We start from the raw sequence: 14,578 nt of genomic DNA, 5'->3' as shown, positions 1-14,578 counted from the left end.
GTTATGAAAACAGATCTGTACACCAAAATTGTATTAACCATTATCGCTGTAGCCTTAACCGTAAACCTGCTGAAAGGCAGCGCCACACCAGCACAAGCCGATGGCAAACACTACGTTAGCGTACCACTTAACCCCGATGGCAGTCTGAATGTGACCATCAAAAATACCCAGGAAGTAATGAAAGTAAGTATCAGCGATATTGCTCCTTACGCTTTCAGGAACGTGACACCTTTGGAGGTTAAAGTCAGAAACTAACAGCTATCAGTATCTATGGTAATTCCTTGCGCGATACATAAATCACTGCAGGGGTATTACCCTCGTTGAAGGTAAACGCATCTTTATCCTGATTGTAAATACCACCCGAAGCGGCTACATACAAGCGGTCCTTACTGTCCATATACAAATTCCGAATCCGGACTTTAAACGGAAGTTCGAGGGCGTTACCGTCGCGGAGTATGGTTGTAGGGTCATGGATATAGGACGTACTATTGGCCGAAGCTGGCTTGGTATTATATTTTAACTGGTAGGTTGTTTTGTTTTGTGCCGATTGCACAATACCAATGGGCATAATGATCTTTTGTGCCCGTTGATAATTTAAGTACCGGTTCCAGCTTTTGCCCATATCAAGGGTATAAAATTGTGCTACGGAAGCCTTCAGGGTGCCTTCCAATTCCAAACCTCCGGCAAGTAATAGCGACATTACGGTATCTTTATTGGTGTACAGGCCTTGTATCGGCCCGTTGAAGTTTTTTGATTCCTGCCAGGTTTTACCCTGATCGGCAGTGAAATAAGCTTTGGTCCAGGTGGTAACCAATAAAGTGTCATCAATATTACCGGCAACGGCATAGGCCGCTTTACCATTGGGTATTTCCAGCCTGATCCAGTTGGGATCTGGTTGATTGGTTACGACAGGCGATTTATTATCTTTTTTGCAGGAAACAACAATAAAGGCAATAGCAGTGATGATAAGGGTTAATTTTTTCATAAAGCAGGATTTGTTAAAATAATAATACCATACTATGGCAATAATATGATATTATTGTTATGACCTGTAATTTATAATTTGGTTTAATAATAAAAAATTAATCAGCCAGTTTTAAACGCCAGGTTGCACGTACGCGTCCCACACCGCGCATATTTTCCAACTGCTCCCGGGTGGCGTTTGCCAAAAGATATTTTAACGAGCCCGAGTCACGATGCCCTGCTTCGGCTTCTTTATCGATGATAAAACCTTCAGAGTTAAAAAATGCTTCGGCCTCTTCAAAGCTGTTGAATTTATTTTCCTCAATGCGATGCTCCCTGAAAAACTCCTGTAGTTTATCTTTCATTTGAAAACCCGGGAAGCGATTAGGAGATTTTACATAGATATCGGCCGTGATCCAGTAGCCGCCCCGTTGCCGGAGCACCTCACGGATGTTGTGGCATAGTTTTCGTTTTTCGTCCATATCCAGGTAAACCAGCAAGCCCTCATTTACTACAATCACTTCTCCTGCGGGGAAATGATCAGTAGTAGCTGTAAAAGCAGCTTCATCAAGCGCGTTGAGCGCTAAAGTTTCCAGTTTGCCTTTAGGTATCTGCTGATGCAACAGGTCATCCAGTAAACTTTGCTTAGTTGTAATTACCTCGGGCAGATCGGTATCGATATAATACACCTCTTTGTTCATTACCGAGCTTAATCCCCGGAATGAGAACCCGGAAGAGATCTCCAGAATATTTCGCGCAGGTAAGCCTGCCAGTAACTGATCAATACTCGTATACCGCGATTCAAAGTGAAGCACACGTCCCCAGAAAGCAAGCTCTTGAATACTAAAATCTGGTTGGTAATGATCGGGCCTGCTGATCAGCTTAGCCGCTTCCAACGCAAATGGAATATCAGTAAAGCCTTTAAGCAATAGTAATGCACGCGCCGATGGGCTAATACTGCTATAATCCCTATCTTTTGAAAGTAATTCTTCGTTGCTGTTCATGGTTAAATAGCTTGTTGAATAATAATACAAACGGTTGTTTCATCCAATACCGCGAATTCTCTCAAACCCCAGGGCTGGTTCTTGATTACCTTTAAATTAGGGTGCAATATTTCCGGATGTTTGGAACTGATCTCGGCATAATAACCTTCAATATCGTTGGTATCTATTCGCATTTCGGGGCGGTCATATACATGGAAATCTTCTTCGCTGGCCACTAACTGAATAGTAACACCCTCGCGCGCCATAATGTAAAATCCTTCTTCGGCGTATTTGGTTTCAAAACCAAGCGCGGCGAAGAGGTTTACACCTATTTGAACATCTTTATAAATGATCTTTGGGATTATTTTTAGCAAACTCATAACCTGTTGTATTTGATTACAACAAATCTCTGCAGTTTTAGCCGCGTATCATTTAACAAAAGATAAATAATGCCGGCTCACTTAATTTTATTACGGATGCGGCTCAGGGATACCTGCGTAATACCCAGGTAGGAGGCGATGTGCTGCAGAGGCACCCGCCGGATCACTTCGGGTTTTTGCCGCAGCAGGTTTTCGTAGCGCTGGGTAGGGCTATCTTTTAAGTATGAAAAGAAATGCTGCATAAATTCGGCTTGCTTATCGCCAGCTTGTTCAATGATAAACTGATATAGTACGGGATCTTTCCGCACTTTTTCCATATCGCCTGCATCCAGCCAGCATATGGTGGATGGCTCCAGTGTTTCGATACTGAACGGACTTGGTATATGTTTACGCATGCTTTGCGGGGATGAAACCACATCACCCTCAAAAAAAAACTGAAAGCTGATCTCTTTGCCATCATGATAAAACCAGGTGCGGATACTACCCTTTTCAATTAAAAAAGCCTTGCGACTGATATCACCCTCTTTTAAAAGCAGATGCCTGGCCGGAACTTCTGCATGCTTCCATAAGTGGCGATATTTTTTCCAGGCCAATCTGATGGCGGGTTGTGCTAGTAATGGTTCTTCCTGTTTCATGTGCGATTTAAGGACGCCTGATGTTTTCTTAGTTAACGTTGGTTTCAGCATCCTGGTTTTAATCTGTATCCTTTCTAAATATCGGTATATCAAAACAAAAGCAGAGTGCTATACCTTTTCAAAATAAAAAATATTATGTCATTTGATCAATATCACGAACCAGCCAACGAGCTATCCGCCCAAACCAGGACTTTTGCGCGGATGATCGTATCCTTAACCGAAGAGGCCGAGGCCATCAACTGGTATGAACAACGCATATCTGTTGAAACCGACAAGGCGGCCAAAGCTATTATGCAAAACGCCCAGCAGGAAGAGTTTAAACACTTTGGTATGGATCTGGAATTCCTGCTGCGTAAAAAGCCGGTATGGCGTAAAACCCTGCAAGCTATATTATTTCAAAAAGGCGATATTGTAAAGCTGGGTACCAAAGGTGAGGAAGCGGCAGAGTAGTATATTTGCTTCATGAATAATAGCCGTATTACACTGGTCAAAGGCGATATTACCAGGATTAAAGCTGATGCTATTGTGAATGCAGCCAATACCTCCTTGTTGGGTGGCGGTGGCGTTGATGGCGCTATACACCGTGCCGGAGGTAAAGCTATATTAGAAGAGTGTGTTCAAATCCGCAACAGGCAGGGTGGTTGTAAAACAGGTGAAGCGGTGATCACAACAGCTGGGAATTTGCCTGCCACCTATGTGATCCACGCCGTTGGACCTGTCTACAATAATGGGAATAGCGGCGAGGAAGCACTGTTGGCATCTGCTTATTTAAACAGCCTGAAACAGGCCGTACAAAACAACCTAACAACTATTGCTTTCCCTAATATCAGCACCGGAATTTATCATTTCCCTAAGCAAAAGGCGGCGGAAATAGCTGTCCATACTGTAAAGCATTTTTTAGCCAGAAATGGTAGTATACAGCAGGTGATATTTGTTTGCTTTGACGACGAGAATTATGAGATATATAAGCATTTGCTTCACTAATAGGCGGTCAATAAGCAACACGTCAAAAAGCACCCCCTTCCGGGGGGTTGGGGGGCTAATAAATAATGCTTATGTTAGCGTATGCACCCCGCGTTACAACAACAACTGGAAGGAAAAATTACCCTCACTACCGAACAGGAACAGCTGGTTAATAGCTGTTATAAACCGAGGCTTACCAAACGCGGGGAAATCCTGCTTGAAAAAGGAAATGTAGCCCGGTACTTGTTTTTTGTAGTGAAAGGTTGCCTGCGTGTTTTTTTAACCAAGGATGATGGAAGCGAATGGACACGTTTTTTGATATTTGAAAATCATTTTGGTACTGCCTTTCCCAGTTTTGTGCAGCAAAAACCATCGGTGGCGGCTATACAAAGTATGGAGGCTTCTGAGCTATTGATGATCAGTCGGCAGGATTCACAAATTCTGATGCAGGAAATACCCGGTTGGGAAACCATGATGCGCATGGGTTTGGAGCTGGATTATATAGCCTCCATTGAGCGTATCGAAAGCCTGATAACCTTGGATGCCAAAGAGCGTTACAATATCCTGATGCAAACACAACCCGGATTGATACAGCGTTTACCCAACAAAATTATTGCCGATTACCTGGGCATATCGCAGGAAACACTGAGCCGCCTTAAATCAAAAAAATGATTTATTGACTATTGTCAATCTTTTTACAAGGTATATGGGCTTGTTTTGTATTTCAATCAGATAATCCTATGCACCGCTCAACTTACATTACGCTCCTCATTGCCCTGTTCAACCACACTATTTGCGCACAAACGCTTATTGGCGAACGAACTGTTCGTTTTAAGGACGAAAAACGTAACCGCCCATTGGTTACCGAAATTTGGTACCCCACAACCGATACCTTAAAACAAAGTGATAAGGCATTTTCGCCCTTTACCCGGGCCTATACCGTGCGCGATGGTAAATTGCCCACCGCTAAGCTGCCCTTGATCATGATCTCGCATGGCACGGGAGGCAGTCGGCTTTCATTGGAATGGCTGGCCGATGCTTTGGTGCAAAAAGGATTCATTGTAGCCGCGGTTGATCATTGGGGTAATACCTATGACCATAAGATTGCCCTGGAATTTTTAAAACCCTGGGAGCGCCCGCGGGATATCAGCTTTGTGATCGGTAGTTTATTAACCCAACCGGATATAAAGGATATGATCGACCCCGGTAAAATTGGTATGGCCGGTTTTTCATTCGGTGGTTATACAGCTATAGCTCTGGCCGGAGGGAAGTTTGATTTCTTGTCGCTGCTCAATTATTATAAAACCATCGGAAGAAATGAAATTAATGTACCTGAATTTCCTGGTATCAGCAAATATCTTGACGATAAAGATCTGCTGGCCGTAGCCAAAAATCCCCCGCCGTTGTATGATAAGCGGATCAGGGCCTTCTTTGCCATTTCACCTGCATTGGGGCCAGGCTTTGTTACGGATAAGGATATCACCGCCCCGGTTTATATTGTTGGTTCGCAAAGCGATAGCATGGCCCCGGTAAAAACCAATGCGCTGCGTTACCATCAGCTCATCAAAGGTTCACTGTATTACATCAACCCGGGTAAAATCGGTCATTATGTAATGCTGCAGGAAGCCATCGATGATGTAAAAAAAGAAGCCCCAACTTATTTTACCGATGATGCTTCCGTGAGCAGGCACCAGGTGCATTTAAAGATGGATAGTTTGGCGGTAGGGTTTTTTGTAAAGAATTTGAAGGAATGATAATTTTAAACAGGGTGTCATACTGAGCTCCGTCGAAGTATGGTGGGCGGGGCCTTTACGCGCGTCCTTCGACAAGCTCAGGATGACAGGCCTGCAGGGATAATCAATCCTTCCGAAAACGTTTTCGTAACTTCTGTAAGGTGTGTATAAGCCAGCAGAACTCTTAAAACATATATTTGGCGTAGTAACCCCAATTATATCTGCATGAGAAAAAAGTACTCCCTGTGCCGCGCAGGCATGGCTTCCGCGCTGATCGCCGGATTAGCCCTATCCGCATCGGCACAACAAAAAAACATTTACCATAAAGGCTGGGTTGATTTTAACAAGAACGGCAAAATGGACGTTTTTGAAGACCCCTCGCAAACCGTTGATAAACGCGTTGCGGACTTGCTAAGCCAGATGACCGTTGAAGAGAAAACCTGCCAAATGGCCACCCTTTATGGCTACAAACGGGTTTTAAAAGAAGAAATGCCAGCCGAGTCATGGAAAAACGAGGTTTGGAAAGATGGTATTGCCAATATCGACGAGGAGCTAAACAATTTGGTTTCCACAACCGACAGGGCGTACACCGAATATTCTTTCCCCTACAGCAAACATGCTTCGGCCATTAATACCATCCAAAAATGGTTTGTAGAAGAAACCCGACTGGGTATCCCGGTTGATTTTACCAACGAAGGCATCCACGGCCTCAATCATGACCGGGCCACACCTTTGCCTGCGCCCATATCTATCGGCAGTACTTTTGATAAACAACTGGTACGCCAGGCCGGGCAAACCGTTGGCCGCGAGGCTAAAGCACTGGGATATACTAACGTTTATGCACCCATTCTTGACCCTGCGCGCGATCAGCGTTGGGGCCGGGTAGTGGAGTGTTATGGCGAAAACCCTTTTCACATTGCCGAACTGGGTAAACAAATGGTGCTGGGTATCCAGGAGGAGGGCGTAGCCTCAACCCTGAAACATTTCGCGGTATACAGTGTGCCTAAAGGTGGTCGCGACGGCAGCGCCCGTACCGATCCGCATGTGGCCCCGCGCGAGATGTACCAGATCTACCTGTACCCATTTCGCCGGGTAATACAGGAGGCGCACCCTATGGGTGTTATGAGCAGTTATAACGATTGGGATGGCGTGCCCATTACCGGCAGTTATTACTTCTTAACCGAGCTGCTTCGCCAGAAATTTGGCTTCAACGGCTATGTGGTATCCGATAGCGAGGCGGTGGAATACCTTTACTCCAAACATCACGTTGCAGGTGATTATAAAGAAGCAGTAAGACAGGCCGTAGAAGCCGGACTAAACGTGCGCACCAACTTCACCATGCCTCAAACTTATATTATGCCCCTGCGCGAGCTGATCAAAGAAAACAAGCTTTCTATGAAAGTAGTTGACTCCCGGGTTGGTGATGTGCTGCGGGTAAAATTCCGCCTGGGTTTGTTTGATGACCCGTATGTAAAAGATCCAAAATCATCCGACAAGAAAGTGCATACGGCGGCTGATAATGCTATGTCGTTGCAAATGAATCGTGAATCGATGGTATTGTTGAAGAACCAGGGCGATCTGTTGCCTTTGGATAAAAGCAAATTGAAAAACATACTGGTGACTGGTCCGCTGGCTGCCGAAAAAAACTATGCAACCAGCCGTTACGGCCCGTCGCACAACCCGGTTACCAATGTGTTGGACGGGATTAAAAATTATGTGGGTAAGGATGTAAATGTTACCTATGCCAAAGGCTGTAACGTAGTGGATGCCACCTGGCCCGAAAGTGAGATCATTGAAACACCGCTTACGGCGCAGGAGCAAGCCGGTATTGATTCGGCGGTAACACAAGCCAAACAGGCCGACGTAGTAATAGCTGTGGTAGGCGAAGACTTTGAAAGGGTAGGCGAGAGCCTGTCCCGTACAGGACTAAATTTACCCGGCAGGCAGTTAAAACTGATCCAGGCACTACAGGCTACCGGCAAACCGGTAGTGATGGTGATGATCAACGGGCAACCGCTCACCATCAACTGGGAAAATAAATTTGTACCGGCCATACTCGAAGCCTGGTTCCCCGGCCCCGAAAGCGGTAAGGTTGTTGCCGAAACCCTGTTTGGCGATAATAACCCAGGTGGCAGACTACCTATAACCTTCCCAAAAACTACCGGGCAAATTGAATTTAACTTTCCGTTTAAGCCAGCCTCACAGGCCAGCCAGGGCGGCGAAAACAGCTGGGGCAAAACCAGTGTGAACGGCGCATTGTACCCTTACGGCTATGGCTTAAGCTATACCAAGTTTGAATACAGCAACCTGCAGATATCGCCCGAGAAAGAAAACGCACAAGGCGATGTACAAGTGAGCGTGGATGTAACCAATACCGGCAGCCGCAAAGGCGATGAGGTAGTGCAACTATACCTTAAAGACGAAGTAAGCAGTGTAACCACTTACGAGTATGATCTGCGCGGCTTTGAACGCGTAAACCTGGCCCCCGGCGAAAAGAAAATTGTACAATTTACCCTGCACCCTGACGACCTGGCCATACTGGATAAAAACATGAACTGGACGGTTGAACCCGGCAAATTCATGGTCATGATAGGCAGCTCATCGGTGGATATTAAATTGAAAAAAGAGTTTGAAGTACAATAAGGCTTAAAGCCAAAGGCGAAAAGCTTAAAGCTAAATAGCTGGAAAAGACTTCCGAAGTTTAGGAAACTTCGGAAGTCTTTTTTGTATTATTGGGATATGAAATTAGATGATTCATGGGTTGGTATTGATTTTGTAACCGACGACGAAATACCCGGATTGGTCAGGTACAGGCCTAACCTTCAGGATTTTATAGAATCGGGTTTATACCCACGTCGGATGGACATTATCTGGACTTACGAAAGTTTTGATGATTCTTTGCTCCCGACGCAGAAAGATATGGATCTGATGGCCAGTGTTGAGGATGCGCTTGTGGATGCTTTTGAGGGAGATAACCAAACCATACTGGCTTTTGTTTTTACCTGTGATAACGAAAGATGGTGGGCATTTTATACCACTGATATTAACATGGCCGGCCAAAGGTTGAACGAAGCTTTGGCAATTTTTGATCCATTACCTATCGACATCAGCGTTGACGATGACCCCAATTGGGACGAATATTTTGGGGTTATAGAAGATTTTGGCGGAGAGTAATCATCTGTTTAAAAAAAACGTGGAGGGGCCATCTGCCCATCCTCCACGTATTAAATTATTTAGAATCCCTGGCTAAGATTGCCACTGTAATTTGAATCAAATGATACGGCAAACCCTCCGGGGCTACCATCATTCGAAAATACATTACCCGTTAATATGGTCCTGACGTTTGGCTGAAGCGTTACGTTATTAATCGTTTTGAAAGCTACGTCTGTGCCATTAGGAGATATGGCATCAATAAGGATAGTCACTGTTGATGTATTATTGAATAAACGTGTTACGGGACTTAATGGAAAATTGGTTGTACCTACATTAGCATTGGTTACGGGCGTAGACGATGTTCCGCCGGTATTTGATCCTGTAGACTTTCCATCCAAATAAGTACATGCTTGATATGCACCTAAAACAGTTATATTAATCCGGGATACCCCTGATGGAATGGCATCCTTAATAACTACCTGTATCTCGGAATTTAATCGTTTTAAAACTGAATTCTGTTGTACGGATGTATTGCCAACGGTAAAGTGAACATTGCTATAAAATGTTTCCGGAAAGTAAGCATAAGTACGGTAATTAAAAATGAGTCCAGTATCTCCGAAGTCAGCAGGAATAGTATCGGTTAAACCAACAAATGCGGCCGTATAAGTGCCTGCTACAAGGCTATCTGCAATTGTTCCGAAGTTGGGTGCCCCTTTATTAATAATTAGCGTTTTTTTGAGTGAGTTATTAGAATCAAAAAGTTTATATATCAATTTAACAACTGTACTTGCCGAAGGATCGACAGTGTTTACCTTGATCTTACTATTTTGCTCAATGGGGTCGATTGTCGACGTGAAGCCCGATAAGCTAAAAGAAACGGGATAAAGTTTACCTGTAGGGTTAGTTTTTGTATGGTTATCTTTTTTGCATGATAACAATGTAACACCAAGCAAGGTAAAATATATAAATAAAGCCTTTTTCATATCTGGAAAGAATTAAGTAAAATTAAAAACTAACGTTTACCGGTGCCCCCCAATCCTGATCAATCGCTAATACAAATTGAGCGTTGCCCTGGGTAAATAAATTTCCGGAGAGTGTAGTGATGTAATTAGTTTTACAAACTACATTTTTAATGGTTTTTGTACCCAGTGGCCCGGATGGATTAGCTCCATAATAATCAATCGTTACATCAAAAGGCTTAATATTATTTAGCGTATTCATAACAATAGTATAATTTGTAGTGCCAACATCTGCTGTAGTAATAGTTTTTGTAGTTGTATTGATGGCTTGGAAGTGATGTAACCCGTCGGATCCTATGGCGGATGTGTCTTGAAATTTTACCACTATTTTTGATGTGCCTGTTGGTATGGCATCCTTCAACACTATAGCTAATCGCGCTGTTGCCCTGGAAAGTGTAACTGATTGATTTATGCCTGTATTGGTTACAGTAAAAGGGATCAACTTAAAAAAAGTGTCATCCCAATAAGCCGGGCCTCCCTCAATATCTGGTCGGGTAATATAAGTGAAGAATGTTCTGTAAGCCAGTAAATTATTTGATCCCCCACAAAATACAGCCTTATAATTTCCTGCAGGCACATTTTCGTTAAACTGACCAAAGTTAGCATCACCTTTCTTAACATTTCTGGCAGAAACTAATAACCCGTCACTATTGTATAAGCTATAATACAATAATTGCACAGGCACTGTATCTGTGGCCTGCGTGCCGAGGGAATTTGTTTTTGTTTTACTATCTAAAGGCACTGCGCTTTGCGAAAAGCCAGATACTTTAAAAGTGATAGGGTAAAGTTTGGTATCGGGCGCTTTTTTATCCTTTTTACAGGCAAAAAGCAATAGAACGCAGATGCCGCAAAGTAAAATTTTCTGTTTCATCAATTTTGGGTTTTGAATATTTTATGAATTGATAGCCGTTCATTTAAAAACTTTGATTAATATCAGTGGTATTGTAATCTGGATTGAATGTTACGGCAAGTCCTCCGGTGCCAGCGCTATTAGTAAATACGTTACCGGTTAATATAGTTCTGGTATTTGGCTGAAGTGTTACATTGCCAATTGTTTTTTGCACCATGATGGTACCATCAGCTGCTTTAGCCGTAATTGAAACTGTAACGGGTGTAGTATTATTAAATACGCTCCTTGGGCCTAACTGGAAATTAGTTGTGCCTATATTGCTACTGGTAATAGCAACTGTGGCAATCCCTGCTGATATGGAACCTGACGATTTTCCATCAAGATAAGAGCATACAAAATTTCCGGTGATATCTATAGTAATGCTGGCTGTTTTGGGAGGGATAGCATCCTTAATGATAACTAATACTTCTGAATTTAATCTTTGCAAAACAATACTCTGCTGTACAGGGGCATTACCAACAGTGAAGCTGGCATTGCTGTAAAATGTTTCCGGAAATGCAATACCAGTAGCATAATAATAAGAAAAACGGGTTGGGTCACCCGCGTAAGTACCTATGTAATTGGCGGAGTCCTTTAGCCCAAGAAATACTGCTTTATAACTACCGGCAGGGATACTGTCTGTAAATGTTCCAAAATTGGGAGCGCCCTTTTTGATGAATACTGTTTTTTTAAGTACGTTGTTAGAATCGAATAATTTATAAACCAGTTTAACGATACTGGTTGCCGAAGGATCAACAGCATTTATTTTGATTTTGCTGTTTTGGTTGTCAGGAACGTTTACCTGACTAAAGCTTGAAATATTAAAGGAAACCGGATACAGTTTACCTGTAGGCTCAGTTGTTTGAGTATGATGGTCTTTTTTACACGATAATAGTGCTATGCTTATTAAAGTGAAGCAAATTAAAGCTCTTTTCATTTGGATTAGATTTAAGACAATTAAAAATTAACATTTACAGGTGGATTCCAATCCTGATTAACCGTTATCGTAAACTGGCCATTATCCTGGGTAAATAAGTATCCGGAAAGTATGGTTCTGGTATTGGGTTTACATACCACGTTTTTGATGATTTTTGTACCCAGGGGCCCAACTGGGTTGGGGCCGTAATAATCAACTGTTACATCAAATGGCCTGGTATCATTTAGGGTATTCATGCTAAAAGTATAATTTGCTTTACCCGCATCTGTCGCATTAATAACCTGGGTGGTTTGATTGGTAACTAAAGAAGCGGGTGGATAATAGGGCTTTATTGAAGATGAATCAGAAAAATGTACCACTATTTTTGAGGTTCCGGTTGGTATGGCATCTTTTATTACTAAAGATAATTTTGCAGTTCTCCGGGGTATAACAACCGATTGGTTTACAGGCCCGGAAGTTACCGTAAAAGGTACAACTTTATAAAAGGTATCGTCCCATGTATGGGTATTATAATAGAAGGCTACATCGGGAATGTCAAAAATTAAGTTATTTGATCCTCCACAAAACAAGGCTTGATAAGTCCCCGCTGGCAGATTATCTTTAAACTGGCCAAAGTTTTGATCGCCTTTCAAAACGCGTCTGTAAGTCACCAAAGGCCCATGACCATATAGCGGCCCACGATCCACATATACCGCATAATACAAAGATTGTACAGGTATGGTATCCGTAGCCTGTATGGTGAGGGAATTTGTTTTTGCCTTATCTGCAGTAGGTACATTGGTTTGCGAAAAGCCCGATACATTAAAGCTTATGGGGTATAGCTTAGTATCAGGGTCGGGTGTCTTTTTGTCCTTTTTACAGGCAAAAAACAGGCATAAACAAATGCTGTAGAGTATAATTTTCTGTTTCATTTGGTTTAGATTTTAATGCATAAATGTACTAATTATTAACTGTTTGGAAAAAAAAGTGAAGTTTTTCAAAGGAGTATGAAAGTAACCCATAAAACAGATTTTGGTTTTAACTGTTTGTGATTTTTTTTTCTTGCCGACCATGGTCTGTCAGACAGCTATAGAACAGGTATTTAATACAGTAATTATTGATCATAACCAGAGTGATCATCACGTAAATTCATTTTTAGTTATCAGGAATTTTTGATATATTTACGTACCAGACAGCCCGGAACTTTGTCAAAGTTCCGGGCTGTTTGGTTAAGGAGAAAAACAATATAAAAACCGATCTTTTTGTATTTCGTTATTTGAAAATCAATGTATTGATACTTTTTAAACCTTTTAAAACAGGCTAAAAATTTGTTAAAAAGTGTTAAAATGGCCTTAAAGTTTTGTTAAAACGGGCAATTATCGAGTCTTTTTACCTCATTTTTGACTAAAAAAGTGTTAAAATCATAGGTTTAAAAAGTTTTTTGCCAAGTATAAACTCATGGGGTGAAAATCGCCCACTGGAATTTTGGTACAATATCTCAATACCTGTATGCAATAACTTTTTTTACTTTCTGTAGGCAATTGTTTCATTAATTTTGTCAATTATACAGGTATTCGCTAAGTGTAATAATAACAGTTGTAGTTATATACTTTATTTATATTTTTATACAATTCAAAACACTAAGGCATTGCCTTTTATAAACCCAATTTAAATTATTTAATGGAACTGGAGAACAAAGGTGTAAAGGGCGGTAGGCTAAAAAACATGATCATTAAAACGCTTTACTTTAATAAGGCGATGTCATGCGCGGAGCTGAGCGAATTATTTGACAAAAGTATACCATCGATTGCCAAAGCTGTAAATGAGTTAATGGATGAAGGTTTTGTTGTTGAAGATGGTTATGCCCCTTCAAGCGGTGGCCGCAGGCCATTGATGTATTCGGTAAAAGCCAATACCATGTATATTCTGGCTATAGCACTTGATCAGCTTACAGCACGTATCCAGCTTTTTGATCTGTTGAATAACGCGGTAGCCGATATGGTTACTTTTGAACTTAAACTTTTGAACAATCCTGATGCCCTGGGCAAGTTAACCGCAGAGATCAATAACTATATTAAAGGATCGCGTGTAGCCAAAGAAAAGATAGCCGGAATAGGTATCGGGATGCCGGGCTTTATCAACGTTACCGAAGGGATCAATTATACCTATCTTGATGCTGGCGGCGAAAGCCTGACCGCTTATTTGACCGCTAAAACGGGTATCACTACGTATATAGATAACGACTCCAGCCTGATAGCCCTGGCCGAACAGAAGTTTGGTATAGCTAAATCACAAAACGAAGTTATGGTGATCAACCTGGGATGGGGTATAGGTTTGGGGATGATTGTGAATGGTAAATTGTTCCGCGGTTATAATGGTTTTGCCGGCGAACTAAGCCATATACCCTTATCGGAAGATGGGGCGCTTTGCGAATGCGGTAAGCGCGGCTGTTTGGAAGCGGAAGCATCCATGCTGGTAGTAGCCCGGAAGGCGATTGCGGGCATTCAGCAGGGGCGTATCACGAGTTTAAAATATAACAGTAACGATAATGACCATTCTAAGCTTATGGGTGATGCTGTACTGGAAGCTGCTAATAATGGTGATCAGTTTGCCATTGAGCTGCTATCAGACGCGGGTTATAAAATAGGGAAGGCCCTGGCTATCCTTATTCACATCATGAACCCCGCTAATATTGTGCTGAGCGGCAGAGGAGCTAAAGTTGCCAAGATACTGATGGCGCCAATACAGCAGGCATTGCACAAATATTGTATCCCGAGATTGGCCGGTGGTACCGAGCTACTGGTATCCGAACTTGGTTTTGATGCCGAACTGATTGGTGCAGCCGTGCTCGTAATGGAGAATTTTGACAAAAACTTAAAAGCCAAAATGAGCAAAGCGGCTAAGGCTTTGGCGTAATAGATATGTGGATAAGATCAGATGTGCA

Annotated in this window: 16 protein-coding genes; 8 read left to right on the top strand and 8 right to left on the bottom strand. The window is 42.4% G+C overall.

Annotation, left to right across the window (positions count from 1 at the left end; genetic code table 11):
• Positions 1 to 3 precede the first annotated feature (3 nt).
• The gene (locus tag FHW89_RS11465) at positions 4 to 255 is read left to right on the top strand and encodes a hypothetical protein (RefSeq protein ID WP_172334893.1); all 252 of its coding nucleotides are present in this window, start codon (positions 4 to 6) and stop codon (positions 253 to 255) included.
• 13 nt (positions 256 to 268) lie between these two features.
• Here the strand turns inward: FHW89_RS11465 and FHW89_RS11460 are convergent, their stop codons facing one another.
• From FHW89_RS11460 to FHW89_RS11445, 4 genes are all read right to left on the bottom strand, one after another.
• The gene (locus tag FHW89_RS11460; RefSeq protein WP_172335171.1) at positions 269 to 985 is read right to left on the bottom strand and encodes a hypothetical protein; all 717 of its coding nucleotides are present in this window, start codon (positions 983 to 985) and stop codon (positions 269 to 271) included.
• Between the two features lie 97 nt (positions 986 to 1,082).
• The gene (locus FHW89_RS11455; RefSeq protein WP_172335170.1) at positions 1,083 to 1,967 is read right to left on the bottom strand and encodes a hypothetical protein; all 885 of its coding nucleotides are present in this window, start codon (positions 1,965 to 1,967) and stop codon (positions 1,083 to 1,085) included.
• 2 nt (positions 1,968 to 1,969) lie between these two features.
• Positions 1,970 to 2,326: a hypothetical protein gene (locus tag FHW89_RS11450; RefSeq protein ID WP_172335169.1), complete on the bottom strand. Its 357-nt coding sequence runs from the start codon at positions 2,324 to 2,326 to the stop codon at positions 1,970 to 1,972.
• Between the two features lie 77 nt (positions 2,327 to 2,403).
• Positions 2,404 to 2,961 carry a Crp/Fnr family transcriptional regulator gene (locus FHW89_RS11445; RefSeq protein ID WP_172335168.1) on the bottom strand — a complete coding sequence of 186 codons (558 nt, stop codon included), beginning with the start codon at positions 2,959 to 2,961 and terminating at the stop codon, positions 2,404 to 2,406.
• A gap of 135 nt (positions 2,962 to 3,096) precedes the next feature.
• Between FHW89_RS11445 and FHW89_RS11440 the strand changes: the two genes are divergently transcribed.
• From FHW89_RS11440 to FHW89_RS11415, 6 genes are all read left to right on the top strand, one after another.
• Positions 3,097 to 3,411, top strand: coding sequence for a hypothetical protein (locus FHW89_RS11440; protein ID WP_172335167.1), 315 nt, complete (start codon positions 3,097 to 3,099; stop codon positions 3,409 to 3,411).
• A 12-nt stretch (positions 3,412 to 3,423) separates the two neighbouring features.
• A complete protein-coding gene (locus FHW89_RS11435) occupies positions 3,424 to 3,945 on the top strand; it encodes an O-acetyl-ADP-ribose deacetylase (RefSeq protein ID WP_172335166.1) in 522 nt (173 codons plus the stop codon).
• An 81-nt stretch (positions 3,946 to 4,026) separates the two neighbouring features.
• Positions 4,027 to 4,596, top strand: a complete 570-nt coding sequence (locus FHW89_RS11430; RefSeq protein ID WP_172335165.1) for a Crp/Fnr family transcriptional regulator — start codon at positions 4,027 to 4,029, stop codon at positions 4,594 to 4,596.
• Between the two features lie 68 nt (positions 4,597 to 4,664).
• Positions 4,665 to 5,678, top strand: coding sequence for a dienelactone hydrolase (locus tag FHW89_RS11425; RefSeq protein WP_172335164.1), 1,014 nt, complete (start codon positions 4,665 to 4,667; stop codon positions 5,676 to 5,678).
• Positions 5,679 to 5,882: 204 nt separating this feature from the next.
• The gene (locus tag FHW89_RS11420; protein ID WP_172335163.1) at positions 5,883 to 8,300 is read left to right on the top strand and encodes a glycoside hydrolase family 3 N-terminal domain-containing protein; all 2,418 of its coding nucleotides are present in this window, start codon (positions 5,883 to 5,885) and stop codon (positions 8,298 to 8,300) included.
• Between the two features lie 96 nt (positions 8,301 to 8,396).
• The gene (locus tag FHW89_RS11415; RefSeq protein WP_172335162.1) at positions 8,397 to 8,831 is read left to right on the top strand and encodes a DUF695 domain-containing protein; all 435 of its coding nucleotides are present in this window, start codon (positions 8,397 to 8,399) and stop codon (positions 8,829 to 8,831) included.
• A 59-nt stretch (positions 8,832 to 8,890) separates the two neighbouring features.
• Here FHW89_RS11415 and FHW89_RS11410 read toward each other — a convergent pair whose 3' ends face one another.
• Genes FHW89_RS11410 through FHW89_RS11395 form a run of 4 tightly spaced genes read right to left on the bottom strand, consistent with a single transcriptional unit; the run spans position 8,891 to position 12,566 of the window.
• On the bottom strand, positions 8,891 to 9,793 hold the full coding sequence (locus FHW89_RS11410) for a hypothetical protein (RefSeq protein WP_172335161.1): 903 nt from the start codon (positions 9,791 to 9,793) through the stop codon (positions 8,891 to 8,893).
• A 22-nt stretch (positions 9,794 to 9,815) separates the two neighbouring features.
• Positions 9,816 to 10,700: a hypothetical protein gene (locus FHW89_RS11405; protein ID WP_172335160.1), complete on the bottom strand. Its 885-nt coding sequence runs from the start codon at positions 10,698 to 10,700 to the stop codon at positions 9,816 to 9,818.
• 43 nt (positions 10,701 to 10,743) lie between these two features.
• Positions 10,744 to 11,655 (bottom strand): hypothetical protein, encoded by a 912-nt coding sequence (locus tag FHW89_RS11400; protein ID WP_172335159.1) that lies wholly within the window; start codon positions 11,653 to 11,655, stop codon positions 10,744 to 10,746.
• A gap of 20 nt (positions 11,656 to 11,675) precedes the next feature.
• The gene (locus tag FHW89_RS11395; protein ID WP_172335158.1) at positions 11,676 to 12,566 is read right to left on the bottom strand and encodes a hypothetical protein; all 891 of its coding nucleotides are present in this window, start codon (positions 12,564 to 12,566) and stop codon (positions 11,676 to 11,678) included.
• 748 nt (positions 12,567 to 13,314) lie between these two features.
• On the opposite strand from FHW89_RS11395, the gene FHW89_RS11390 reads away from it, so the two are divergent.
• Positions 13,315 to 14,550 (top strand): ROK family protein, encoded by a 1,236-nt coding sequence (locus FHW89_RS11390; protein ID WP_172335157.1) that lies wholly within the window; start codon positions 13,315 to 13,317, stop codon positions 14,548 to 14,550.
• The last annotated feature ends 28 nt before the right edge of the window (positions 14,551 to 14,578 follow it).

It is taken from the genome of Mucilaginibacter sp. SG564, assembly GCF_013149275.1.
Classification (GTDB): domain Bacteria; phylum Bacteroidota; class Bacteroidia; order Sphingobacteriales; family Sphingobacteriaceae; genus Mucilaginibacter.
This window is presented reverse-complemented; position numbering and strand designations above follow the sequence as displayed.